This is a genomic window from Pseudoalteromonas sp. APC 3358 (assembly GCF_030408075.1).
GTDB lineage: Bacteria > Pseudomonadota > Gammaproteobacteria > Enterobacterales > Alteromonadaceae > Pseudoalteromonas > Pseudoalteromonas arctica.
The window spans coordinates 427,354-453,619 of the sequence record NZ_JASDCE010000001.1; the positions used below are offsets into that span (position 1 = coordinate 427,354).

Sequence of the window (26,266 nt, forward strand, 5' to 3'; positions counted from 1 at the left end):
TGGTTTGTTCAATTTAGCGACTATGCGTTAGGGTATGGCGTGATAAATAATATATTCCAGCATTGCCATTTTTTATCCTTTAATCAGTAAAACTCTAGCCAACTAAGTGAACGCACCGAGGTTGTTTATTAAGCTTTAAGATATAAGTTGTTGATGTCGTATAAAAAGGCAATATGACTAATAGATAAGTCAAAGTGTATGGCCATGAAAAAGTTAATATGAGGTCAGGACTAAAAACATCACACTAAGTATATAAAAAAGGCCAGAAGCAAAAGCTACTGGCCTTTCATTAAAGCCGTCATGTGTTTAGAGACGACGGGATGTTATTTAAACTTATTTACTAACGTTTTTACGACGTCTATTAAACCATACTAATGGAGTAAGTAATAAAGCTATAAAGCCAAAACTACCACCACCGCTAGATTTTGCTTCTGTTACAGGCACTGTTGCTACCGCTTCATTTTTTACCATTACAGTACTTTGTTGAGTCACAGTTGTTACACCATCACTTACGGCAACTTCAAAAACAAGCTCTTCATCTGCAGTAATAGCTGCAGGTGTGAAGCTCAAAGTTGCTGTATCAGTACCAGTGAGCGTAGCATCACTACCGCTAACCTGAGTCCAAGCATAAGTTAGTGTTTGACCATTGCGATCTGACGCTGTTGCTGTAATTGTTCCTGTAGCAGATTCAGTAATTTCCGCTGATGCACTTTCGACTAAAACAAGTGGAGCTGCGTTATCACATGCTAGTGAATCACCCGCTACAAGTTCTGAAAATACAGGAGATAAAACGTTAGACATAGTTAGGTTATCAATCCACCAACCTAAATCACTTACTGCGCCATCTGATGAAATTCTAAAGCGTACCTTTACTAAGTTGCCGTTTAGAGCATCACCAAAGTTGATAGTTTCATAATTACCATACGCGCCACTATCTTGTACGTTATTACCTGTGTATGTTTCACGTTCTTGAAGCTCTTGAGAATCGTTTTCGATTAGAACAGCGTCATAGCCAACATCAAATGTGCCGCCAATTTCAGTAGCATCAACCCAGTCACCACCATTAACACTAACTTCTACAACACCACCATCCCAGTTTTCCTCGATACTATAGAAATGCCAGAATGAAATTTCAAAGTCGCCAGAGTAACCGACTTCGAATGACTTGCTCTCTACTGCTACATCCGATTGGAAGCCGTTATTTACAAGGCGCATTGCTTGTGTGCCTAGCCCAAAGCCACCTTGTTCAAAGAATGCAATATTACTACTATTATCCATTACTTGAGTGCCAGCAGCTAAATCACCACCAAACATTACGTTTTCTTTTAAATCTAATAGTGATGAACTTGCTACTTCCATATCATCTGAAACTACAGCTCCAACAGGCGTTTCTGATTTAAAGCCCATATTTACTTCAAACGTAAGTGTTTGATCAAGCGCTTCAACGATATCATCATCCGTTTCAATTTCAGGGAATGTGACTTCAATTTCTAGTGTTTCAGCTGTACCCGCTTCGTTCAAAGTAACTTTAATATCGTTACTTGTTATTGCTTCGTACGGTTGAACTTCACCAAAAGTAAGTAGGCCATCATTTTCAAATGTTACATCATGATCGCTTATAACTGTCAGTTGTGCTGTTGTACCACTAAGTACTTCACTACCACGGTTAGTAATTGTTACGCTAACCGTACTCGTTTCGCCTTTATCTAAAATATTGTCGTTAGTACAAAAACCAAGCTCTGTACCATTGTACATGTTGTTTAAGTCAGCACTTGCAAAAGCATAGCTAGAAAGCTGTGTTTTATCTGATTCAACTACACCAGTAAGGTCTTCACTGAAACGATCTGGCGATACTGCGCCAAGACCCATACCACGTTTAGCAAATGCGCCTACCATTAACTTGTAATCAGCAGGGTCTACTGCATAGGCAGCAGCTAAAATAGCATCACGTGCTTCAGTGTAGGTTGGTGCTATAGGTGTTAATTTGTAACCTGCAACTAAGTAATCTGCCATTCGAGTTTGTGCTTCATTAAAGCCATGCTCGTTAATAAGCGTTACGTAGTTTTCCCATAATACAGTTGCCCAAATTTCGCCGGCAGCATGAGGAGAAGCCACGCTTGTTGGTGAAATACCAATATCAGCACCAGCATTTTCAGTAATATGTCGGAACGATAATGCATTTACATCTGTATCAGTTGAATAAGGAAGACGACGAATACCGAAGTAGAAGTCTTCTACAAATGTGCCGCTACCATATGCTTTTTGGAACTTATCGTTACCTGTGATATTTATATCGCTTTCTTTAGCGATAAACATTAATGAGTGGAAATCGCCCCAGCCTTCGCCCATTGCGCGGCCTTGGAAGTTAATAAGGCCTGATGAATTACCGACTAAGCGGTTACTAATGTAGTGACCCCATTCATGAGCAATAATACCATTATCAAACGTACCATCTTTTAATGTTGCTTTGGTAAACATGTTAACAGTAACAACTTCACGAGCATCAATTAGGTCATACATTGCATGACCATCAGCGTAATTTAAACCCATATTTGGAATGGTTACAGTATCGTCTTCACCGCCCATTGGTGCCGGTTCTGCCGTATCTGGGTCATTATTAACAACGATAGTTGCTATTGCACCTGCATCTTGTGCATTTTTTACTTTAATTGTAAATGAGCATGAGCCACGGTCTACAATTGCAATTTTACCCGCTAGTTCAGCTGCATTTATAGCAGGCTCACAACCATCATTCACGCTTGTTGAATCTACTGTATTTCCATCATCTAAACGAACAACTTCTGCAGCCACATCACTGAATTGGTATTTACCAAAGCCAGATTCTTTTGTTGAAGCTAAAAGGCCTAAAGAGTCATGTGAAGTTACAGTAATACCAAAATCTACACCAACAACGGCATCTTTACTGTTGTACAAGTACATTTGCATACGTGGGCTAGCACCATCAGCTGGCGTAGACATATTTGCGTTATTACGACCTGAGTTATCTTGAGCCTGTGCTTCAATCGGGTCACCTTCTACGCCGCCACGACCAAAGTTAGATACTTGAGCTACATTTGACGTTTCATCAAAACCATGATCATAGAAAAAATCATGTAAAAAGTTATTCATATAAAACAAGTTAACAATAGCCGCTTTACGGTTTGCGTAGCTATTTGCAACTTCATCTACTTTATAAGGGTAGTCAAATGTGAAGTCTGCTGTTGTTTCAGCAGTAAAGTCACCTTCACTAAAGTCTTGAGGTGCAACCACATCTGCGTAAGCAAATACGTTATTACCTGATGTTGTCGTTGCATCATCAGCTAACCATGGGTCCATTGTGCTTAGTTTACTGTAGTAAGATAGAGATACCATTGGCGCGTCTAAAATCTCAGTCTCGTCTACTTGCCCTGGGCCATCTGCAGGAATTACGTCACCGTGCGGGCTTTCCATTGGGTAGCCATCTTGGTTAGCGTAAACACGGTAATTAAAGTCAGCTGCATGAGATTTCAAATCTTTCGCAAAATATACTTTGCTGTTATTCGAATCTACTACATAACTAAAGTAGTCACTTTCTAAAGAGCCAACTTCTGCTACTTCTACTTCAATGTAGTAAGCAGATTTAAGCTCGCCTGCAACTTCAAAAAACACTTCTTTTGCACGTGGTGTACCTAAAACAATCTTAGAGTCATCTAATGATTTAGCCTCATATTTTGCATATCCACCTTCATTACCAATTTTACGAAGTGAGACATCAATATTTGCTAATTCACTAAATGCTTTTTTTATACTTTGCTCAGAGCTTACAAAACCCGTTAATGCAGCAAGTTTATTTTTAGATGACGACGTATCAGCAAAATAACCCGAGCTTGCTACTAGGTTGTACTCTTTATCCATTAACAAGTTGTATTCGCGGTTAAAAACTTCTACACCGTTTACTTGTTGTTTATATTTAGCACTAATAGAACCACGTTTTTGCTCTGATAAATCAACCATAACAGCAGAAGATGCTGTTGTTTTACGATTACTAATACCTGTTAAAGTTTCAATATAAAAGTCAGCAGCATATTGATTACGGTTATCAGCTGCGATTAAAGCCATGTCAGGCTTACGCTGACCTATTGCTTGCCATAAAAATGTTGCTTTACCCATTTGTGCATCGTAAATAGATTTTTGACCCGATACAGTGGCGCGTTCGGCTAAGGTTCTCTGCTGAACAGCAGCTAAAGAAGTACCCTGAGTAACTGCATTTGTAGCACTTACATCATAAAATCGAGTTTGTTCAGCGGCGGTTAGCTCACCTGCTGCTAATGTTGATGCTACAACCATGGCAATAGTTGTTAATTTAAATTGAGACATGTATCCACCTGTTTGTATTTATTGTATTAAAACACTTAATGTTTTTTAATTGATTATTTTATGTAAACGCATAGTTAAGTTGTTAATATACATACTTGAATGAAGCTGAATAGCTTTAAATTTAGAGAAAAGTAAACAAAGGTAAACGAATGCAAAAAATAATTTTTACAAGTTCAGTGCCAATAATTGCAGCTTTATTACTATCTGCATGTAATAACAGTGAAAAAACAGAGGTTAACAACTCTCAGGCGCTACCTAAAACAGCAGAAATCATTATAAAAGAACCATCTAAGAACCAGAAAACTGACACTATTTTCCCTAAAAAAGAAAGCAGTCAAGGTATTATGAAAAAAGCATCTAAAAGCATAAATTCATCGGGTGATAAGCTTATTTTTAACTCTGAGCAGTTATTTAAAGGCGACGTTATTTATAATCAGAACTTAAAGCAAAAAGGTGTAGTAACAGGTACTCTTACCATTACATTAAATACCGATTCTTTGCCTGATGAGTTAAAAAATAATTATGAGTTAGTTAAGTCGACAGCTCACAATTACACATTACTTGTTGAAAAGGATGTTGATATTGCAGGATTATCTAAAGATCTAAACAACTATAGCTCAGTGAGCAATGTAGAAGTTGCAATTGATTACTCACCTATCGAAACACATTTTTAATCAGCAACAATGCACTTACAACTACCATACTTATTAACATGGTAAAGTACTTTGTCAGCACATTTGTAAACTTGGTCTATTTCGTTACTATGCTCAGACCAAGTTGCAATGCCAATAGGAATTATTATAAATCCAATAGTTTACGTATTTATAGACTCAACGGTTTGACGTAATCGCTCTGCTATTTTGCGCACTTTGCTGTTCTTATTAGGTAAAAAAAATACAAATTCTTCTCTACCTAAACGCGCCACAATATTGTCTTTTCAAGATGATTTTTAGTTGAATAGGCAGGTTGTTGCATTGCTGATTCTAAAGAGTATAAGTTGTTGATGCTAGTTTATTAGCGTAGGCATAGTTATTTTTAGTGTAAGTTTTTAACTGCTCCTTTTGTGCTTGGTAGGTAGAATAAAAGCGACTTACTAAAGTACTAATAAAGGCTGTAATCGTTAAATGAAAAATAAGAAATCGAAGATTAAGGCTATTAATAATTCTTTCGAAAATGAATGCCATCCTAAGTATGAGGCATTCAATACTTGCACCTATAATTGAGCATAAAGCCTGCAATTACACCCTATTAAAAATTTATTACCTAATATCAATAAAGCCAGAAAAAATATAACTTTTCACTAAGTTCAAAACTATAATTTTTCTTCAATTTTTACAATACGTTAATGGTTTTTGTAAAGAAAACCTTCTTTTGCAGTTACTTTAAAAAGTGGTTAAGCTGCATACATTTATCTACTTTTTAGCCTTGGAGTGTGTTTTGCTAAATAAGTGTATTGTACCGTCTATCGTTTTTTTATCTGGGTGTTTAATGCCATTACAATCCTCGCTTGCTAAACCCGTGCTTTCTCTTGAACAACAACTTGGGCAAAAGTTAATACTCGACTTTCGCTACTTTTGCCAGCAAGGAGCAAGTAATAAATGCCGAACTCCAATGACCGAGTTACCTAATGAGCTTGCTACCGCTATTGCTAAATACGATATTGGTGGAGTTATTTTATTTTCTGAAAATACCCAATCAATAGAACAAACCATTACGCTTAATATCCAATTGCAAACAGCTGCAAGTAAGTCAAGTAGTAAGCTGCCGCTATTTATATCTATAGATCAAGAAGGCGGACGTGTAGCGCGTTTACCACGCGATGTTGCCACCTCATTTACCGGTAATATGTCGATTGGCGCAACCTACAAAAAACACGGTACGAGCTTTGCGACAAAAACAGCAACTGTTATAGCTAAAGAACTAAACTCGCTAGGTATCAATGTAAACTACGCGCCTACGGTTGATGTAAACATGAACCCTGATAACCCTGTTATTAATGTACGCTCGTTTGGTGAAAACCCAGCATTAGTGAGTAAATTGGGCGCCGCACAGGTTGCAGGATTTGAGAACAACGGTGTTATTACCTCGTTAAAGCACTTCCCGGGCCACGGCGATACAAACGTAGATAGCCATACAGGTTTGCCTAAAGTAAACCATGCAAAAGAAGTTATTTACGAGCAAGACTTAGCACCGTTTAAGCACATTATCGCCAAGCAAAACCCAGGCATGATAATGACGGCGCATATTCAATACCCTGCCCTCGATAGCACAACGTTCATAAGTGTTAATGGCAAAACGATGATAAAACCGGCAACAATGTCGCGCGCAATCATTACTGATATTTTACGTGGTGAGCTTAATTACCAAGGTGTTGTAGTAACTGATGCGCTTGATATGGCTGGCATTAGTAATTTCTTTACACCAACTCAAGCGGTAATAAATACGTTTGCGGCTGGGGCTGATATTGCCCTAATGCCCGTTGAAATTAGAACACCGGATGATTTAAACAAGCTCGATAACCTTATTAAAGAGCTTGTTGCAGCGGTTAAATCAAACCAACTTGATGAGCAAGAAATAGCACAATCAGCGATGCGTATAATTACGCTTAAAAATAAATTTAGATTAAGCACTAATTTTGACCCTATTACCGCGCTCATAAATGCAAAGCAAACAATCGGCAGTGCAGCACATCGCGAAATAGAAGCGCAGCTTGCTGTAGAGGCAATAACGCAGGTTAAAAATAATAACAGTACTTTGCCGCTTAATTTAAAAGCAGGAAGTAATGTTCATATTATTATGCCCGACACGCGTAAATGTATGGCAATGCAGCAAGCGATTGAAGCTATTAGCCAGAAAAAACTAAACTATAGCTGTAGCAGCCTACAAGGGTTTAATCCTGCACAAGCTAAAACACAAATACACGCTGCTGATGTAGTTATAGCCGGCAATGCAACGCCTAATCAAAGTGCGGTCGAAATTGGCGGTATGGATGATTTAAAAGACGATCCTAATTTTGCACTTAATAATGCAGAGCAACCAAAAGCACTTGAGTCATTATTAAATATGGCAAAAGAAGAAAACAAAAGCACTGTTTTTATAAGCCTAAGAGCCCCTTACGACATTGCTAAATTTGGCAATTATGCAAATGCTGTACTTGCATCTTACGCATATAATATTGATGTAGATAAAAACGATATTGTATCTGGCCCTGCTTTTACCGCACTTGCAAAAGTTTTACTAGGCAAAGCGCCCGCTAACGGCGTATTGCCTGTCACAATAAAACCGCAAAAGGCGCACTAATATGAAACTCAATTGTGATTTAGGCGAAAGCTTTGGCGCGTGGAAAATGGGGCTAGACGATGACGTTATGCCACATATTGATATGGCTAATATTGCGTGTGGGTTCCATGCAGGTGATGCCGACGTAATGACAAACACTCTTGTACTTGCCAAGCAACATAACGTACAAATTGGTGCTCACCCAAGCTACCCAGATAAGCAAGGCTTTGGTAGGCGCTCAATGGTACTTAGCGAAAAAGAGCTTACAAATTGCCTGCATTATCAAATAGCCGCTATTGAGGGCATGGCAAAAGTACAAGGTTTAACACTTAGCTATGTTAAACCGCATGGCGCACTTTATAACGACATGATGGCTGATGAGAAAATATTACAAACCGTTATAAATGCAATTGCCAGCTACCCAATAGATTTGAAACTAATGGTCTTAGCGACTAAAAATGCCAATAAGCACATTCAAATAGCTAAAAGCTCAGGAGTTGAGCTAATACTCGAGGCATTTGCCGACAGACAGTACACCGACGACGGGCATTTAGTGTCACGAACACTTGAGGGTAGCGTTCACAACAAAGCTGCATTACTAAAACAAGTAACTCAGCTTTTATCCGATGGCAGCGTGACAACACGAACTGGAAAAAAACTAACGCTCAACGCCGATAGCTTATGCGTGCATGGCGACAATGCTGATGGCATAGCGCTTATAAAAGATATAAAAGCCCTGTGCAACTCAGCTAACTAAACTTTTATACAACCTCAAAGATAAGCTGTAAACCCCCTTTACAGCTTTAACTCATAGAGTTAAATAAGAGCTTCATCGCATCCTACTGTTAATTTAATAATCCCTAACATATAACTACTTAGCAAATTAAAAAAGTAACAACAGGGATTAAAATGAAAAAGCTTTTAACACTTAGCCTCATTTTAGGCTGTAGTAATTTAGCCTACGCTGAAACAAATACACTACAACTGCAAGACGTGTTTAATTTAGAATATGCCAATCAAATAGATATAACCGAAGACGGTAAAACTGTTTATTTTGTGCGTAACCGCATGGATATAAAAACAGATCGCAAAGTTGGTAATATTTGGTCTGTTGATTACAAAACCAAACAAATGCAGCCATTAACCTCTGGCGTGCATATGGATTATTCGCCAGTACTCTCTCCTGATGGTCAACGCCTTGCATTTATATCAACCCGCGATGGTAGCAGCCAAATATATATTAAATGGCTTAAAACAGATGCTATGGCAAAAATTAGTAACTTAACGAGTAGTCCACGTGCGATTACATGGAACCCTGATTCTAACCAGCTAATATTTAGCATGTTTGTTCCAAGCGCTAATTCAGCGCCAGTGAGCTTACCAGGTAAACCAAAAGGCGCAACTTGGGCAGAACCCGCTAAATTTATTGATGATGTTTATTATCGTTCAGATGGTGGCGGTTACACACAAAAAGGTTTTAGCCAATTATTTTCCATAGATGCTAACGGTGGTAATGCCAAACAACTCACTCATGATGAATTTGATAACGCAGGCGATGTAAGTTTTAGTAACGATGGTAAGTCGCTTTATTTTTCTGCAAACAGGCACACAAACTACCAGCTAAAACCCACAAACAGTGAAATCTATCAACTCGAGTTAGCCACACAAAATATAACTAAAGTTACTGACCGAAACGGACCTGACGAGCAGCCTAAAGTATCTCCAGATGGTCGTTACTTAGCGTACACAGGTTACGATGATAAACGCACTAACTACGAAAACGCTCAGCTTTATATTCGTGATTTAAAAACAGGTAACACAACTAGCTTAACGCCAGATTTTGATCGTAGCGTAGGTCAAATAAAATGGAGTGCAAACTCCAAAGGCATATACTTTAGCTATGCAGATAAAGGTCAAACTGCCCTCGCCTATCAACCACGCAGCGGCAAGCGTAAGATAATAACAACCAAAATTGGCAGTGTTGCCTTTGGTCGCCCTTATTCTGGTGGCGACTTTGATGTAAGCGAAGATGGCGAAGTAGCCTTTACTCTTGCCGATATTCAGCGCCCTGCTGATATAGCAACAATTAAACGCGGTAAAGCGCAGCGTTTAACTACCCTTAATGCAGATGCATTGGGCGACAAAGCTTTGGCTAAAGTGGAAGAAATTTGGATTAAATCAAGTCACGATGAGTTACCTATTCAAGGATGGATTGCTTACCCACCAGAATTTGACAGCAGCAAAAAATATCCGCTAATACTAGAAATACATGGCGGTCCAGTAGCTAATTACGGTCCACACTTTAGCGCTGAAATTCAGCTGTTTGCAGCCAAAGGAAATGTCGTTTTATACATGAACCCACGTGGCAGTGATTCATACGGTAAAGAGTTTGCACAAACTATTCATCATAATTATCCAAGTAACGATTTTGATGACTTAATGACTGGCGTTGATGCGCTAATAGCGAAAGGCTTTATTGACGAGTCTAAATTGTTTGTAACCGGTGGCTCTGGCGGTGGCGTACTAACAGCTTGGATTGTAGGTCATACCGATCGCTTTGCTGCGGCTGTAGTTGCTAAGCCCGTTTTTTGCTGATTACTGGTTTCCGGGTAAACCGTGGGATCACATCGAGCATTACATGAAGCGCTCGCCTATTAGTTATGTTGGAAACGTTAAAACTCCTACTATGTTGCTCACTGGCGAATCTGACTACCGTACACCAATATCAGAAACTGAGCAGTTTTATCAGGCATTAAAACTACAAGGCGTTGATACTGCAATGGTGCGCATTCCTAATGCATCGCATGGTATTACAGCTCGCCCATCAAACTTAATGACTAAAGTAGCTTATATTCAATGGTGGTTTGATAAACACACTAAATAAACTCTGGGTAATAAATTTATAGCTCAAATAAAAGCCACTTCAAATAAGTGGCTTTTGTATTTACCGCCTTAGTATTCAAACTGTAAACCCCCTTTACACTTCTGTGACAGTTAAATATCGGACTTAGCTAAAACTTCAGTTAGTAAAATTTCGGTTTATAGCATTTTTTGTAACTTGAGTTGGTAAAAAATCGGTTTGAGTCACTGTTTATAGCCTATCAGTTAGTAAAATTTTGTTTTATAGCACAGAGAAGTTAGTAAAAAATCGGTTTATAAATTCGCTAAATTTGCCTATTAAAGCAAAAATCAGTCACTTACCTGCCTTTTAAAGTTGTTGTAAACGCTTTTTACAGCAAAATCACCCCAAATATGCCGTTTTATGAAAGGTTAGTTAAACTCTGATCTGTAAATCCACTCAGGTAGTTAAATAGTGATCCAAAATTATTTGGCAAGGGCGTGTTGAACTTTGGTGGGTTAATTTGCAGCAGTATGTTTGGTTTTTAGGCAAGGCGGAGCTTATGTAGTGTGGTTATTCCCCATGAATAGGCGATAACGTAGCATAAATACCAAACATGCGCTGCCCTTTGGGTTCTTTCTAGGGGCGATAAACTCTTTGTTGCTCGGTTTTTACTTAGCCCACTAGGTTACAAACCTCGCGCCGAGATTTAATCGCCCCTAGATTGAACAAATTTCAATCCACAAAGATCAACACGCCCTAGTTAAAGTTTGATCTGTAATTGTGCTTCAATGTTCTAACTTTACTTAAAGCAATAAAAAAGGGCCTATTGGCCCTTGAGTAACACTATCTAGTTAGAAATTAAAACTGGTTCATGGTGTTGTCTTCACCACCGGCTTTTAGCGCGTTATCACCAGAGAAGTATTCTTTGTGCGTATCGCCCATGTTAGACCCTGCTAGGTCTTGGTGCTTAACAGAAGCTTGCTCACGGCGAATTTCTTGGCGTTGTACATCACGTACATAAGCCAGCATACCCATATCGCCAAAGTAACCTTCAGACAAAATATCAGTGCTCAACGCAGCTGTATGGTACGTAGGCAGAGTAATTAAGTGATGGAAAATACCTGCTTCACGTGCGCCATCGCGCTGGAAGTTTTGCACTAGTAAATCGGCTGCTTGCGCAAGTTCTGTTGCATCCATTTCTGGTGCCATAAGACCTTTATTGTCGCCAAGGCTTGGGTAAGCACTAAGGTCACGGCCTGCTTCTTCCCACTCTTGATACACTTGCTCACGAAACTTAAGCGTCCAGTTAAACGAAGGCGAGTTGTTGTATACCAGTTTTGCATTTGGCACGTGTTCTTTTACACGATTCACCAGTTCTGCAATTTGTTTAACATGTGGTTTTTCTGTTTCAATCCACAGTAAATCAGCGCCCGACTGCAAGCTCGTAATACAATCTAGTACTACGCGGTCTTTTTCAGTGCCTTCGCGGAATTGAAATAAACCGTTATCTAGGCGAGTTGGTTTACATAACTGGCCATTAATTTTCATTGCTGTGTCGCCTTCATTTAAGTCATCAACACCGTTAATTGGCGTCGTTTCTAAAAATGCATTGTATTGGCTTGCTAAGTCACCTGGTGTTTGCGACACAGGTACTTTTTGAGTAAGGCTTGCACCTAATGAATCTGTACGTGCCACAATAATACCGTTATCAATACCAAGTTCTAAAAAGGCGTAACGTACTGCGTTAATCTTTGCTAAAAAGTCTTCGTGTGGAACGGTCACTTTACCCGCTTGGTGACCACATTGTTTGGCGTCAGATACTTGGTTTTCTATTTGAATGGCACACGCACCGGCTTCAATCATTTTTTTAGCCAGTAAGTAAGTTGCTTCTTCGTTACCAAAACCTGCGTCAATATCAGCAATAATCGGCACAACATGAGTTTCAAAGTTGTCTATTTTATCAATAACAGCTTGAACATCGCCGCCATTCGCTTTTGCTGCATCTAGGTCGTTAAACAAGTGGTCTAGTTCACGTGCATCAGCTTGCTTTAAAAATGTGTAAATCTCTTCAATTAATGCAGGTACCGATGTTTTTTCGTGCATGCTTTGATCGGGCAGCGGACCAAATGCAGAGCGAAGTGCTGCAACCATCCAGCCACTTAAGTATACATAGCTGCGTTTAGTTGTTTTTTGATGGCGCTTAATAGCCATCATCATTTGTTGGGCAGTAAAGCCATGCCAACACCCTAAAGATTGGGTGTACAGGCTTGTGTCGGCGTCATATGCAGCCATATCTTCACGCATAACGTCTGCTGTGTATTGCGCAATTTCAATCCCTGTACGAAAACGGTTTTGTAAACGCATACGGCTTGCGTATTCAGGGTTAATAGCTTTCCATGCGCTGCCTTGTGATTGGCAAAGAGTAGAGAGTGTGTCTGTTTCGCGTTGATATGTTGTCATAATAAAATCCTTCGAACGAGTGTGTAATACCAACCTGCATAAATCTTTGATCAATTTAACGAATTAAATTGCACTATAACGTCGTTAAAAATTTTTTATTTAGAATAACTAGATACAAAAATTTTTGCCTAGCTCTAGCGTAATTTTCTTAACGTTAAATAGACCCCATATATAAGCAGATTGGTATAAATTATTTTAATGTTGTGAGAGTGGCTAGGAGTGTGTGCTCCGTTTCGCTTGATTCAACATTAGGCTCCTTTTCTAGATTTAGTAAATTTATAGTTGTTATTGTGGCTATACATTTTGTGAATGGCTAAAAAGCACTCAACATTGCCTTTTTGAGTTATTGTTGCCTTAACGCACAAGCACACAACAACATCGCGACCGTTTAAGGAAGGCAATTATGTCCCACACTCTCACACATTCAGGACTCAGCGTAGACACACAACTCGCTGATTTTGTTAAAAATCAATTACTACCAGGCACTCACTTAAGTGAGCATCAATTTTGGCAAAGCTTTGCACATATAGTTCAAACACTTACCCCTACAAATAAGGCACTGCTTGAAAAGCGAGAATTGCTTCAACAGCAAATAGATGACTACCATCTTGCTAATAAAACGTGGGATAGCGTTAAGTACCATGCCTTTTTGCAAGATATTGGCTATTTAGTTAAAGAGCCTACCAACTTTGAAATTGAAACCCAAAATGTAGAACCCGAAGTAGCCCTTACAGCTGGCCCTCAGTTGGTTGTGCCTGTCAGTAACGCACGCTTTGCACTTAATGCCGCTAACGCACGTTGGGGTTCGTTATACGACGCTTTATACGGTACAGATGTGTTAAGCGAAGACGATGGAGCCGAAAAAGGGAATACCTACAATCCTGTTCGTGGTTTTAAGGTAATGGCCTACGCTCGCCAGTTTTTAGATAAAGCATTGCCGCTCACTAATGGCTCGCATATAGAAAGCACTAATTATTCAGTAGTAGATGGCGCACTTTTAATTACGTTACGTGATAGCTCTCAAACCACATTAGCTAATCCATCTCAGCTTATTGGCTATCAAGGTGAAGCACAAAACCCAACCGTAGTGTTATTAAAAAACAATGATTTACATATAGAGCTACATATCGATCACCACCACATTATTGGCCAAGCAGATAAAGCAGGCTTAAAAGATGTAGTGTTAGAGGCCGCTCTTACAACCATTATGGATTGTGAAGATTCTGTAGCTGCGGTAGATGCAGAAGATAAAGTACAAGTTTATAAAAATTGGCTTGGTTTGATGCAAGGTAACTTAGTTGAATCGTTTAAAAAAGGCGATAAAACTGTAGAGCGCACTCTGCAAAGTGATAAAACATACACCGCACTTGATGGTGGCACCGTTACTTTAAAAGGCCGTAGCATGATGTTTGTTAGAAACGTTGGCCATTTAATGACGAATCCTGCGATTACCGATGTGTACAATCAACCGGTATTTGAAGGCATTATGGATGCGATGTTTACTGCCACCGCTGCCCTGCACGACCTAAATAAAAAAACAGGTATTAAAAATACCAGCGCGCAAAGTATTAATATAGTAAAACCAAAAATGCATGGCCCTGAAGAGGTAGCGTTTACTAACACTTTATTTAGCTTAGTAGAGGAAGCGCTAAGCTTACCTAAAAACACGCTTAAAATGGGTATTATGGATGAAGAACGCCGTACTTCTGTAAACCTAAAAGCCTGTATTTATGCAGCTAAAGAGCGTGTTGTATTTATAAATACTGGATTTTTAGACCGCACAGGCGATGAAATTCATACCTCTATGCAAGCGGGTGTTGTACTTCCAAAAGCACAGATTAAGCAGCAACCATGGATACAAGCTTATGAGGATCGCAACGTCGATATTGGCCTTGCTTGTGGCTTAAGTCATAAAGCACAAATAGGTAAAGGCATGTGGCCAATGCCAGATAAAATGGCATTAATGATGGAGCAAAAACAAGCTCACCCTAAATCAGGCGCTAATACTGCATGGGTGCCCTCCCCTACAGCCGCTACCCTGCATGCAATGCATTATCACGATATAAACGTATTTACCGAGCAGCAAAGTATAGCTAAGCGAACTATTGCGAGCCTTAATGACCTGCTTACACCGCCGCTAATGACAGACCCTAAAACGCTTTCAAAAGAAGATATTCAAAGCGAGCTTGAAAACAACGCACAAGGCATTTTAGGCTACGTTGTACGTTGGATTGATCAAGGCGTTGGCTGCTCAAAAGTACCCGACATTAACCATATCGGGCTAATGGAAGACAGAGCAACACTGCGTATTTCAAGCCAGCATATGGCTAATTGGTTGCTAAATGGCGTGTGTTCACAGGCGCAAATAAAATCAACAATGGCTAAAATGGCCAAAGTAGTTGATGGTCAAAACGAGCACGACACTGCGTATACACCCATGGCAATAAACGAAGAAACCCTTAATAACAGCATTGCGTTTCAAGCTGCACTTGCACTGGTTTTGGAGGGTGTAACACAACCTAGCGGTTACACTGAACCACTGCTACATAGCTACCGTATAAAATATAAAGCACAAAAAACGAATACGCTTTAACTGCTTAAGCAAAGTTCAGATTAAGTGCTAAACCAGCTTTTAAGCTGGTTTTTTATCGCCTAAAATTAGAATAACATCACTTTTAAGGCATTTTAAAGGTATATAGATAATACACATGAATATCTAACATTTATTCAAACGTAAAAAAGCGTGTTTTGCATACACAAAACACGCTTTTTAAAGCTTTTAGCTAATTAAATCTAATTTTTTACAATGGCATTGTGATAAATATTTTGTACATCGTCACAATCTTCAAGCATATTTATAAACTTATCAAAGTTAGCAATAACTTCTTCGTCTTCAATTTCAATATTAACTTGAGGAATAAACGTAATTTCGTCTACTTCAAAGTTAATGCCTTCAAATGCGTCTTCAAGGGCAGTTTTAGCTTTAAAGTATTCTGTTGGCGGTGCAAATACCGATATTTTACCGTCCTCGGCTTCAACATCGCTAACATCAACATCAGCCATCATTAATGCTTCTAATACTATTTCGTCGTCATCACCCGCAAAGCCAAGTACCGCATAATGATCAAACATATGTGCTACACAGCCAGGAGTACCAATTTTTGAGTCTGTTTTAGTAAACGGTAAGCGTACATCTTTAATTGTACGGTTCGGATTGTCAGTTAAACAGTCAACTATAACCATGCAATTACCAGGACCATAGCCTTCGTAACGGGCAACAGAGTAATCTTCCCCTGCGCCACCGGCTGCTTTTTCAATTGCTTTTTCAATAACGTGTGCGGGTACTTGGTCTTTTTTAGCTTTTTCGATTAGACGGCGTAGTGTTTGATTTACTTCGGGATCGGGATCGCCACTTTTTGCTGCAACGTAAATCTCTTTACCATACTTTGAGTTTACTTTTGTTTTTGCATTGGCTGTTTTGATCATAGAACTTTGACGAACTACAAATGCTCTGCCCATTTTGTGCCCCTAATGAATACGTTACGTTTTGCGGTATTTTACCAATTCAAAACGTATTGGGCTAGGAACAAACGTTATTTTGTAATTTAAATAACGTAGCACTTATTCTTAAATAAATTTAATAGTACGCTATTTAACATAACTCTATTTTTTCGGAATAACTCTCAACTAATGTCACTAATTCAACAAAGTCATGTAAAACGTAATCTGCCTGATCGGCATAAGCAGGCGTTGACTCTGGAGCGTATAAACACGCGCGCATATTTGCATTGTGCGCAGCTTGAATGTCGTAAAGGTAATCGCCTACATAAAGTAAATTTCTGGCGTTAATGTTCCAAAGTGTAGCAATGGCATTTAAAGCGCTGGGATCTGGCTTTGCTGGGGCATCGCTTCGCGTTAAAACTGTGCTGATAGGGAGTGGATTATTTTGTAATTTAATTGCCGCTGCTTTATCAAAATTGCGAGTAACAATCGCCATCGGAATATTTTTAGACTTTAAAGCATGAATAGCTTCACTCACACCAGGTAATATACTGGCATGTTGTGCATCTATTAATTCGTGTTGGTGAACTATATTCATTGCCTCTTCACGCATATACGGTGAGGGCAACTGAGCAATGTAATCAAGTAAGTCTTGCTCGCAAGGGCAACCTATTTGGGCCTTTATTAATGCAAAATCTAATTCTGATGAAACCAATGTTCCATCTAAATCAAAAATCACTCCAAAAATAGCCTCAACCTGAGTAGTCATATCATTCCCTGAATTTAGTTATTACTAAATGAAATTTAAACATAAAATTCTCTACTGCTTATGCCCTAGGCCGGTAAATACAAAGGGATAAATGAAACTAACTATATTTAAATATTAATACGCACCTTTATCAATCTATTGATAACAAAGTAATTTAAGTGCTTGATATATCATGCGCAAAAAAAGGTAAATATACAAATTGAACTCACAAATTTTACGTAAATTTACAAATAACAGATCAAACATGAACGCAGTTTAAACGTATGAAGAAAACGCGCACATAAACAACTGCTGTGCGCGTCGGTTGGGGAAGTTTTAAATATTAATTTTGCTCAAAGCGGGCTTCGAGCCAAGTATCATCTTGAGCAAAGTTTAAAGTTTTAATCTTACCTTTGCCCTCAACGTTTACCATATTTACCTGAGATGGCCATAAATCACGAAGTGCGCCATTACTCATTTTAATTCCTTCAATATTTTCAGGAATTGGTGCTTCTTGGTAAACCCAAAAAAACTTACCATCAACTTGTGCCCCAACAAAGCTAAGTGGTAAAGGTTCGCCACTTAACGTTTGTAGAGCAACATGCGATTCAACATACTTAGCAAAACGTTGTTGGTCGGCTTTATTACTAATAATATCAATTTTGCCTTTAAACAATGTTCCTACGGCGTGTTCGGTATCATGTAAATAAAAGCGATGCATTAATTCAACATTATGCGTTCGTTTATTAAAAAGCACGGTTGTAACTGACGACTTTAGTTGATGCGCCATACTTGGCGCAGCAACTAAAAGGCAAACAATAATAAGCAAAAAGCGCATTATTGCTGCTCCTCACCGTCATCCTTTTCGTCTTTCTTCTCATCAGTTTTAAGCTCAGTTTTAATATCTTGCATGATATCGCGACTTACTTTAGCTTTACTCTTTTCCTTTTTAAACACTTCAATACGTGAAGGAATAATACGACGAGGGTAGTTATTGTTTTCAACATCTACGTCAGCTGTTTCCCAGCCTGGATCGACAGTAACTGATACAAGCGGTTTGTTTTTATCGGTAACAATCAGCTTCTGGACGTTTTTATAATTACGACGCCAAATTTCAGCAGGAATATAGCGCTCTTCTTTAGTGCCATCTTCATATGTTAGCTCTAATAGAATAGGCATTACCAAACCGCCAAGGTTTGAAAATTCCATAACGTAATAGTTTTTATCTTCTTCTAAAGCACGCTCAAGCGTTTTACGCTCCCACGGCTCTAAGCCTTTTAAAAACTTATTGTACGAGTTACGTTCTTTATTGGTTACAGTAAAACGGTCGTTTTCGTCATAAAAATCGGTAACATCAGAGTTTTTCTCAACCCATGTTTTTTTACCTTGTGCGCGGTTACGCTCAACAAATAATGAAGTAGGTTTGTCTGCTTCAATATCACGTAAACGGCTGTAATCAATATCAGGGTTTTTAGTGTCTAAACGTAGTTGATATACTTTATCTAAAGAGATATCTACATGGTCTGTGGTGTAAAACCAGCCACGCCAAAACCAATCTAAATCAACACCAGAGGCTTCTTCCATTGTACGGAAAAAATCAGCTGGAGTAGGGCGCTTGTATTTCCAGCGTTGAGCATACTCTTTAAATGCAAAGTCGAATAAGTCACGACCTAAAATTACTTCACGTAAAATATTAAGGGCTGCTGCAGGTTTAGTATAAGCATTAGGACCTAAGCGTAATACACTGTCTGACTGAGTCATAACAGGTACTTGGTTTTCAGACTTCATGTAGCTCACTATATCGCGAGGCTCAACACCCCAAGGAATAGTAGGATCCCATTCACGACCAGCAACGCCATCTAAAAAGCTATTTAAGCCTTCATCCATCCACGTCCATTGGCGCTCATCTGAGTTAACAATCATTGGAAAGTAAATATGACCCACTTCATGAATAACTACGCCAAGTAAAAAGCGCTTTTCAGCTTGAGAATAAGTACGTGTACCATCATCTTGTAACTTAGTACGCGGGCCGTTAAAGGTAATCATTGGGTATTCCATACCGCCAACAGGGCCATTTACCGATTGCGCAGTTGGGTATGGGTAGTCAAAAGAATACTTAGAGTACACTTCCATTGTGTGTACTACCGCTTCAGTTGAGTACTTCTCCCATAAGTCACCACCTTCTTTAGGGAAGAACGACATTGCCATAACTAAAGGCTGAACGTCACCACCTTGTTGATAGCCTTTTGCATCCCACATAAACTTACGAGACGACGCCCAGGCAAAGTCACGTACGTTTTGCGCTTTAAAGTGCCACGTTTTAGTTTTGTCGGTGCCTTCTTTTTCGTTTTCTAGCGCTTCTTCTGCGTTAACAATAAACACAGGACGCTTAGATGTTTCGGCTTGCTTTAAACGTTTACGCTGAGTACTTGTAAGTACTTTGCTCGCGTTATCAAGTTTACCTGTTGCCGATACAATGTGATCTGCCGGAACAGTAATCTCAACATCGTAATCACCAAACTCAAGCGTAAACTCACCTGAGCCTAAAAACGGCTTGTTTGTCCATGCTTCGTAATCGGTATAAGCGGCTAAACGAGGAAACCACTGAGCAATTAAGAATATGTCGTTGCCGTCTTCTTCAAAGTGCTCGTAACCAGAACGTGCACCCACTGCATCTTCTTCAACAATGTTGAAGGCAAAGTTCATGCTAAATTCTACTTCTTTACCTGGTTTTAATGGCTCGTTTAAATCGATGCGCATTAAGGTATCAACTACAGTTACGCGTAGCTCTTTACCATCGTCATCTTTTACGCTACTGATTGTATAACCCAGTTCGTTGTCGCTCATAAATTGCTGACGACGTAATTCACCTAAACTTAATTTAGCGGGCTTTTGAGCTGGTAAGCTTTCTAAAGTGCTTTTAAATGTTTTTGTTGTTTCGGCAATAGAGTCACTCTTAAAAATATTTTGATCTAACTGTAACCATAAATATTTAAGCGTATGTGGTGAGTTATTTTTATATTCAATGCTTTGACTACCAGTGATGCGGTGCTTTTTTTCATCTAGCTTCACATCAATATCGTAGTTTACACGTTGCTGCCAGTATTTTTCACCTGGTTCGCCAGCGGCACTACGATAAACATTGGGTGTAGGAAGTGCTTCGTCTAATTGACGAAATTTATCAACAAAAGAACCTTTTGTTTGCTCAACCGAAGACGCCATAGCTGCACTCGATATTGCGAATGGCAATACAAAAGCACTTAGCGTAAGACCTATTTTTTTCATTGTTAGTCCTAATATAATTTTGTGAGCGTACTTTGACAAATATACCAGTTAGCTTCAATAAATTAGCGACCAAGTACCGTATTTTTAGGGTGATGTTCACTTAGTTTTTTAGATTGAAAAATACAATTATTTTGTAACAAAATACGAATAGATAAAAACTGTAAAGGGGGTTTACAAAATTGGGTTTTAATAATGGTTTTGATCGGTTAAATACTAAGTCCCAGAACTTAAAAAAATATCATTCATTTTATATATATTGCTAAAAAAGTATTGCTTTGGCATTACCAGGTAGACCATTAACCCTACGTATAAGTATTACTAATTCGCAACAAGTAAAATAGCCTAAAAGCCCTTTCTACTGAACAAAAACACAGTGAAACGAGTAAATAATTGGCTCAAATATTGCCGAACTTCATTAATATTCGCTATTTGTACGATAAATGACAAATAGTGTAATTTTAGGTTGATCTTTAGTGCTGTTTATATTTAAAATCGCCAACCTTTTTATTTGAGGCAAATAAATTCGTCACATTTATCCTCAAATTAATATCGATTACTAGCAAGAAATGCGGTGGGCTTATGGATTTTTACATCCTAAAAAAACAACAAGAACTAATTGCGATTCCAGCAAGTGAGAATAACTGTAAGCAGTATCTCGATTCGGGTTATTTTTATATCGATAAAGTAGCAGCGTGCAACGAAACTAATGCACTAAAGGCGCTACACGCAAAACAAACTAAAACGTTAAAAATTCCATTATTAATGGCACTTTTAGCATTACCGGTTGTTTTTTCAGCTTGGTACAGTTTAACCTAACGTAATGCATGCCTTAGGCTTGCATCTTTAACAGCCTTGGGTATATTGGCGCTCTTACGGTTTTATTAAGAGCGCGACATGAAAGTCCTCCACACCTCAGATTGGCACCTTGGCCAACAATTTTACGAACACGATCGCCGTGTTGAACATCAAGCTTTTTTTACATGGTTATTAGCCACTCTTGTTGAACAACAAATAGACTTACTTTTAGTTGCGGGCGATATTTATCATACAGCAACACCAAGTGCTAGCGCCGAAAATCAGCTTTATCAATTTATTAAAGACGCCAAAAAAGCATGCCCACTATTACACGTAGTGATTATTGCGGGTAACCACGACTCTGCAAATCGTATTTTGGCAGCTCAGCCATTACTTGTACAGTTTGATACTCACGTAGTAGGGCGCTTTGATGTCGCAACACCCGATGAAACTGTTATTACCATAAATACCAATGGTAAACGCGCTGTAATCGTCGCTATGCCATTTTTACGCGCAAGTGATGTAAGTTTACTTAGCCAAACCGAAAGCGGCCCTAGTTATGCTCAAGGCGTTTCAAAAGCTTACGAGCTTGCACTAAAGCAAGCTCTTAATGAGAATGAGCAAAACTCACCATTAATAGTTATGGGGCATTTACACGCAAAAGGCGGGGATATCTCAAGTGATTCTGAGCGTAACTTAGTAATAGGTGGTGAAGAGTCTATTTCAGCCAATGTATTTGGTAAACAAGCCAACTACGTTGCCCTTGGGCACTTACACAAAGCGCAACAAGTCGCTAAAAGTGATGTTATTCGCTACAGCGGCACACCAATCCCTATGTCGTTTTCAGAACGTAACTACACGCACCAAGTAAATGTTGTTGAGTTTATTATTGATGAAAAACAACATATTAGTACAACTGTAAACCCCCTTTACATTCCGCGCTCTGCCGATGTAATTATTTTACCAAAAGGGGGGTGTGTACCATTAAGCGAACTATGCGAGCAAATTAAAGCGCTCGACACTGCACAAAATACAATAGCGCCTTATTTACGTGTAAAGCTTAAATCAAGCGATACCGACACCACCTTCAGAGAACAAATAGAACAAGCACTTGAAGGTAAGCATATTAAATTTTGTGGTATTGAACGTGTACGTGAGCAATCAGCGCAAAATGACGACAACACCGTATTTGAAGATTTAAGCGAAGTTGAAATGCTCAATCCACTAAACCTATTAGAACAAGCGTTCGCAAACGATAAAGACATGTCAGGGCAAAGCGTACCCGATGAGCTAAAAGCACTTTTAAGTGACGTGATAAACGAGCTTACGGAGCAAGAACAACTATGAAAATAACCGCAGTTCGTATTCATAATTTAGCCTCAATAGTTGACGCTGAAATAGATTTTACTAAAGCCCCATTAAAAGACGCAGGTCTATTTGCCATCACAGGCGATACTGGCGCTGGTAAAAGTACCTTTTTAGATGCCATTTGTTTAGCCCTTTATACAAAAACAGCGAGGCTGCGCGGTGATAAAGGTAACTTAATTGAGTTTAACGGCGACAGCATTAAGCTTAATGATGCGCGAAACTTGCTACGCAGAGGTACATGGGAAGGCTACGCCGAGGTCGACTTTTTAGGACAAGATAAACAGCTTTATCGTGCGCGCTATACAATTGCACGAACCCATAAAAAAGTAACAGGCAAACTTAAAGTAGCAGAGCACACTTTAGTAACCCTGCCAGACGAAACCCTTTTAGCTGACAAAAGCCACACAATAAAAGAAGTCGAGAGTAAAATAGGGCTTAACTTTGAGCAGTTCTCCCGTGCCGTACTTTTAGCACAACATGAGTTTGCTGCGTTTTTAAAAGCCACTGGCGATGAGCGAGCGCAACTTTTAGAGTGCTTAACAGGTACCGATAAATTTAGCCGTATTGGCGTGCGTATTTTTGAGCGCCATAAAGAGCAAGTAGCAAAGCTTGAAGCGCTTAAAGCTGGTCTTGAAAGCTATACTTTGTTAACCCCAGAAGAACTTGAGCTACAACAAACCAAGTTAACCGATTTAAAAGCGCAAACCGAACACACTAAAAAAGAGCTATCCAAAACCGAAAAAGCACTTAACTGGTATCAGCAAGCTACAGTACTTGAGCAAAACTTACTGCAAGCACAGCAAACCCAGCAACAAGCAAGCTCAGCGCTTGAAAGTATCGTTGAGCAAAGCGAGCAGGCAAAACAAGCTAAACAAGCGCTTGAAATAAAAGATAACCGCAGCCGTTTTAATTTGTTAACCGATCAAAATACGGCGTTGGATCAGCAAATAACATCGCTTAAAAGTGTTGATCATTTAGCGTTAATTAACGAGCGTAATACCGCGCTTGCTAAGCATACCGAGCTGCTTAATAACGCCAATGAGCAAAAACAAAATGCAGCGCCCGTTATAGCTAAAGCGAGAGAGCTCGACAGCAGCATTGCGTTGCAAACTCAAGCTGTAAAAGGTACTGAGTCGCAAATAACCAAAGAGCAATCTCAATTAGATGAGTTCACACAGCAGCTTAAACAAAGCAATAGCGAGCTTGAACTCGCTAATACCGAATCAACTAAAAGCCAGCAATGGCTTAATGAACATGCACAGCTGCATGTTTTAGCAAAAGACTGGAGCTACTATCAGCAAAGCTTTAATACTTACTTAAATGCACAGCAGCAATTAACCGCAAACCTTGCACAAAGCCAAACTCTTAATAGGGAGCTTGCAAGTCAGACTGAGCGTTTAAATACACAAAATAATAAAGTGCAACAGTGCGAGGTGGCACTTAGTGGTGAGCAATCAACTTTACAGGCATTAAATACTCAGCTTAATGAGTTTAATGCAGAGCACTGCGACGCGCAGTTAAAAAGTATTGATTACTTAAAAGAGCAGCGAGAGCGCTACGGACAATTTAACGCAGAACTAAAACAAAGTACTCAACGCCAACAAGTGCTTAATCAGCAGTTAAATGAAAGCCAGCAAGCCCATGCATTACTTAATCAGCATTTAATAACCAGCGAGCAAGCGCTTAAAGGCAACGAGTACGCACTTAACCAAGCGCGCTTAAGAGCCAGCGAGAACGTAGAGCATTTACGCACTGAGCTTCGCCCTAATGAACCTTGTTTAGTGTGCGGTGCAACTGAGCACCCGTATGCGGTAAATCAAAATCAGCAATTAAATAACTTAATTACTGATTTTGAAAATGATTTTAATATAGCTAAAAAGCAATTTGACCATGCACAAAGCGAGCTGCATAAGCACCAAACTCAACATGCCGTATTAACTGCTGAACACGGGCAACTTGAGCAAGTAATACAAACGGCAAAAGCTAAACAGCTCGACATTAAAAATACCATGCAAGGCGCACGCACAGAGCTTAACGACTTAACGCCTGCTCAGCTTGAAGTAACTTATAAGCAGTTAACGGAGCAAAAAGCGCAATACTTTGAGCAACAAAAACGCCAGCGTACACTGCAAACTAAAGTAAATGAGCTACTAGCAGCACTTAAAGCAGAGCAGCAAGTACAGCAGCAACTTAGTAATAAACACCTTGAGTTTACACATCAGCAAAACCAGTTAACGAGTAAGCATAGCGAACTTAGTGTGCAAATTAACGAGCTTGGTACAACGCTCAATAATCAATTTGAAAACAGTGATTTTTGGCAGCAACTACAAGCCAATACGCTTGAACTTAGCGAGCTGCACGAGCAGGTTACGCAGTATCAGCAAACTCAAACGCAACTTGAGCAAAGCCAAAAGCGCCAAGACAAAGCTAATGAACAAATAAAGCAGCTCACACCGCTTATAAGTAACAACGAGCAGTCGTTAAAAGCACTTAATGAAGAGCTTGTAAAAGCTAAAAATTTACTAAGCACTGTACAAAGTGAGCGCTTAGCTTTATTTAATAACGAGCAAATAAGTGCAGACGACTACCAAGCAAAACTTACAAGTGCGCAAGAGCAACTGCAATCGCAGGTTCAAGCGAGTCAAAAAGCCTATGACGACGCGGTAAAACAACGAGATGAGCACGCTATAACGCTTAAAAATGTAGAGCAACGCTTGCTTGAAAGTAGCCAAGAATTAGCAACACTTGAAGCACGTTATAACCAGTGGTTTACTGACTTTAAAGCGCAATACAGCAATACAACGCACGAACAGGTCAAAATTTTACTAACGCTTAGTAGCGAGACTATTAAAGCGCATTTAACTCAGCACGAGCAGTTAACTCAAGCGCTAACAGATGCAAACGCCGCATTAAAACAGCAGCAACTTACGCTTGAAAAACACAACAGTAGCGATAAACCTACGCAAAGTGCAGAGGCTTTAAGTACGCAACTAAGCAGCTTAAACGAGCAACAAACGCAGCTGCAAAATTCATTACTAGCAACTAATACCGCTATTGAGCAACATAACCAAAATGCGAAAGCGCTTGAAGGCAAACAAGCTGAGTTAACTACGCTTAAAACCCAGGTTGAACAATGGCACTTGCTTAATAAAGTATTGGGTGATGCAACGGGTAAAACCATGCGTAACTTAGCGCAAACACAAACGTTAAAAATATTACTGCACTATGCCAACAGCCATTTAAAAACACTCAACAAACGCTACGAATTAACCGCCATAGCGCAAACGCTCGACATTGCGATTATTGACCGCGACATGGCCGACGAGCAACGCTCTGTTAATACACTCTCAGGCGGGGAGTCATTTTTAGTATCGCTCGCACTTGCACTTGGTTTAGCATCGCTTTCGTCAAACAAAGTACAAATCAATTCTTTGTTTATTGACGAAGGGTTTGGTACGTTAGACAGCGAAACCCTAAGCATTGCAATGGACGCTTTGGATTCTTTGCAAGCACAAGGCAGAAAAGTAGGCGTTATATCGCACGTAACACAAATGAGCGAGCGTGTAGCCACTCAAGTGCATGTAGCCAAAAAGCCAGGTGGATATTCCACAGTTGAAGTTTTATAAGCAACA

14 protein-coding genes and 1 pseudogene are annotated in these 26,266 nt (G+C 39.4%); 8 read left to right on the forward strand and 7 right to left on the reverse strand.

The features are described 5' to 3' along the window. Positions 1–333: 333 nt before the first annotated feature. Positions 334–4,356 (reverse strand): rhombosortase-dependent M36 family metallopeptidase, encoded by a 4,023-nt coding sequence (locus QL995_RS01905; protein ID WP_165726756.1) that lies wholly within the window; start codon positions 4,354–4,356, stop codon positions 334–336. Between the two features lie 149 nt (positions 4,357–4,505). On the opposite strand from QL995_RS01905, the gene QL995_RS01910 reads away from it, so the two are divergent. Then, positions 4,506–5,030 carry a hypothetical protein gene (locus tag QL995_RS01910; protein ID WP_007583632.1) on the forward strand — a complete coding sequence of 175 codons (525 nt, stop codon included), beginning with the start codon at positions 4,506–4,508 and terminating at the stop codon, positions 5,028–5,030. Positions 5,031–5,170: 140 nt separating this feature from the next. On the opposite strand, the gene QL995_RS01915 is transcribed toward QL995_RS01910, so the two are convergent. After that, the gene (locus QL995_RS01915; protein ID WP_290292143.1) at positions 5,171–5,281 is read right to left on the reverse strand and encodes a hypothetical protein; all 111 of its coding nucleotides are present in this window, start codon (positions 5,279–5,281) and stop codon (positions 5,171–5,173) included. Between the two features lie 563 nt (positions 5,282–5,844). Here QL995_RS01915 and QL995_RS01920 point away from each other — a divergent pair. From QL995_RS01920 to QL995_RS01930, 3 genes and pseudogenes are all read left to right on the forward strand, one after another. Beyond that, positions 5,845–7,656, forward strand: coding sequence for a glycoside hydrolase family 3 protein (locus QL995_RS01920; protein WP_290292144.1), 1,812 nt, complete (start codon positions 5,845–5,847; stop codon positions 7,654–7,656). 1 nt (position 7,657) lies between these two features. Beyond that, entirely contained in the window at positions 7,658–8,392 is a 735-nt protein-coding gene (locus tag QL995_RS01925; protein WP_290292147.1) for a 5-oxoprolinase subunit PxpA, read from the forward strand. A gap of 152 nt (positions 8,393–8,544) precedes the next feature. Further along, a pseudogene (locus QL995_RS01930) lies at positions 8,545–10,519 on the forward strand (S9 family peptidase). Positions 10,520–11,335: 816 nt separating this feature from the next. On the opposite strand, the gene QL995_RS01935 reads toward QL995_RS01930, so the two are convergent. Continuing rightward, positions 11,336–12,937, reverse strand: a complete 1,602-nt coding sequence (locus tag QL995_RS01935) for an isocitrate lyase (RefSeq protein ID WP_007583624.1) — start codon at positions 12,935–12,937, stop codon at positions 11,336–11,338. A gap of 403 nt (positions 12,938–13,340) precedes the next feature. Between QL995_RS01935 and QL995_RS01940 the strand changes: the two genes are divergently transcribed. After that, positions 13,341–15,530, forward strand: a complete 2,190-nt coding sequence (locus QL995_RS01940; RefSeq protein ID WP_290292152.1) for a malate synthase G — start codon at positions 13,341–13,343, stop codon at positions 15,528–15,530. A 200-nt stretch (positions 15,531–15,730) separates the two neighbouring features. Here QL995_RS01940 and QL995_RS01945 read toward each other — a convergent pair whose 3' ends face one another. The 4 genes from QL995_RS01945 to QL995_RS01960 all read right to left on the reverse strand — a co-directional run bounded on the left by QL995_RS01945 (position 15,731) and on the right by QL995_RS01960 (position 20,471). Next, on the reverse strand, positions 15,731–16,456 hold the full coding sequence (locus tag QL995_RS01945; protein WP_007583619.1) for a YebC/PmpR family DNA-binding transcriptional regulator: 726 nt from the start codon (positions 16,454–16,456) through the stop codon (positions 15,731–15,733). A 133-nt stretch (positions 16,457–16,589) separates the two neighbouring features. Continuing rightward, entirely contained in the window at positions 16,590–17,207 is a 618-nt protein-coding gene (locus QL995_RS01950; RefSeq protein ID WP_007583617.1) for an HAD family hydrolase, read from the reverse strand. Between the two features lie 322 nt (positions 17,208–17,529). Then, on the reverse strand, positions 17,530–18,024 hold the full coding sequence (locus QL995_RS01955) for a DUF6702 family protein (protein ID WP_024609288.1): 495 nt from the start codon (positions 18,022–18,024) through the stop codon (positions 17,530–17,532). After that, positions 18,024–20,471, reverse strand: coding sequence for a M1 family metallopeptidase (locus tag QL995_RS01960; RefSeq protein ID WP_290292159.1), 2,448 nt, complete (start codon positions 20,469–20,471; stop codon positions 18,024–18,026). Before QL995_RS01960 ends, QL995_RS01955 begins: the two co-directional genes overlap by 1 nt. Before the next feature lie 579 nt (positions 20,472–21,050). Between QL995_RS01960 and QL995_RS01965 the strand changes: the two genes are divergently transcribed. The 3 genes from QL995_RS01965 to QL995_RS01975 all read left to right on the forward strand — a co-directional run bounded on the left by QL995_RS01965 (position 21,051) and on the right by QL995_RS01975 (position 26,260). Next, on the forward strand, positions 21,051–21,287 hold the full coding sequence (locus QL995_RS01965; protein WP_002959190.1) for a hypothetical protein: 237 nt from the start codon (positions 21,051–21,053) through the stop codon (positions 21,285–21,287). 78 nt (positions 21,288–21,365) lie between these two features. Continuing rightward, positions 21,366–22,613 carry an exonuclease SbcCD subunit D C-terminal domain-containing protein gene (locus QL995_RS01970; protein WP_290292162.1) on the forward strand — a complete coding sequence of 416 codons (1,248 nt, stop codon included), beginning with the start codon at positions 21,366–21,368 and terminating at the stop codon, positions 22,611–22,613. Then, positions 22,610–26,260, forward strand: coding sequence for an AAA family ATPase (locus tag QL995_RS01975; protein ID WP_290292165.1), 3,651 nt, complete (start codon positions 22,610–22,612; stop codon positions 26,258–26,260). Before QL995_RS01970 ends, QL995_RS01975 begins: the two co-directional genes overlap by 4 nt. Positions 26,261–26,266: the final 6 nt, after the last annotated feature.

What these genes read in the sequence shown, in the direction of transcription:
- QL995_RS01905 (WP_165726756.1), bottom strand. Translation starts at nt 4,356, where the DNA reads ATGTCTCAATTTAAATTAACAACTATTGCCATGGTTGTAGCATCAACA.
- QL995_RS01910 (WP_007583632.1), top strand. Translation starts at nt 4,506, where the DNA reads ATGCAAAAAATAATTTTTACAAGTTCAGTGCCAATAATTGCAGCTTTA.
- QL995_RS01920 (WP_290292144.1), top strand. Translation starts at nt 5,845, where the DNA reads ATGCCATTACAATCCTCGCTTGCTAAACCCGTGCTTTCTCTTGAACAA.
- QL995_RS01925 (WP_290292147.1), top strand. Translation starts at nt 7,658, where the DNA reads ATGAAACTCAATTGTGATTTAGGCGAAAGCTTTGGCGCGTGGAAAATG.
- QL995_RS01935 (WP_007583624.1), bottom strand. Translation starts at nt 12,937, where the DNA reads ATGACAACATATCAACGCGAAACAGACACACTCTCTACTCTTTGCCAA.
- QL995_RS01940 (WP_290292152.1), top strand. Translation starts at nt 13,341, where the DNA reads ATGTCCCACACTCTCACACATTCAGGACTCAGCGTAGACACACAACTC.
- QL995_RS01945 (WP_007583619.1), bottom strand. Translation starts at nt 16,456, where the DNA reads ATGGGCAGAGCATTTGTAGTTCGTCAAAGTTCTATGATCAAAACAGCC.
- QL995_RS01950 (WP_007583617.1), bottom strand. Translation starts at nt 17,207, where the DNA reads ATGACTACTCAGGTTGAGGCTATTTTTGGAGTGATTTTTGATTTAGAT.
- QL995_RS01955 (WP_024609288.1), bottom strand. Translation starts at nt 18,024, where the DNA reads ATGCGCTTTTTGCTTATTATTGTTTGCCTTTTAGTTGCTGCGCCAAGT.
- QL995_RS01960 (WP_290292159.1), bottom strand. Translation starts at nt 20,471, where the DNA reads ATGAAAAAAATAGGTCTTACGCTAAGTGCTTTTGTATTGCCATTCGCA.
- QL995_RS01965 (WP_002959190.1), top strand. Translation starts at nt 21,051, where the DNA reads ATGGATTTTTACATCCTAAAAAAACAACAAGAACTAATTGCGATTCCA.
- QL995_RS01970 (WP_290292162.1), top strand. Translation starts at nt 21,366, where the DNA reads ATGAAAGTCCTCCACACCTCAGATTGGCACCTTGGCCAACAATTTTAC.
- QL995_RS01975 (WP_290292165.1), top strand. Translation starts at nt 22,610, where the DNA reads ATGAAAATAACCGCAGTTCGTATTCATAATTTAGCCTCAATAGTTGAC.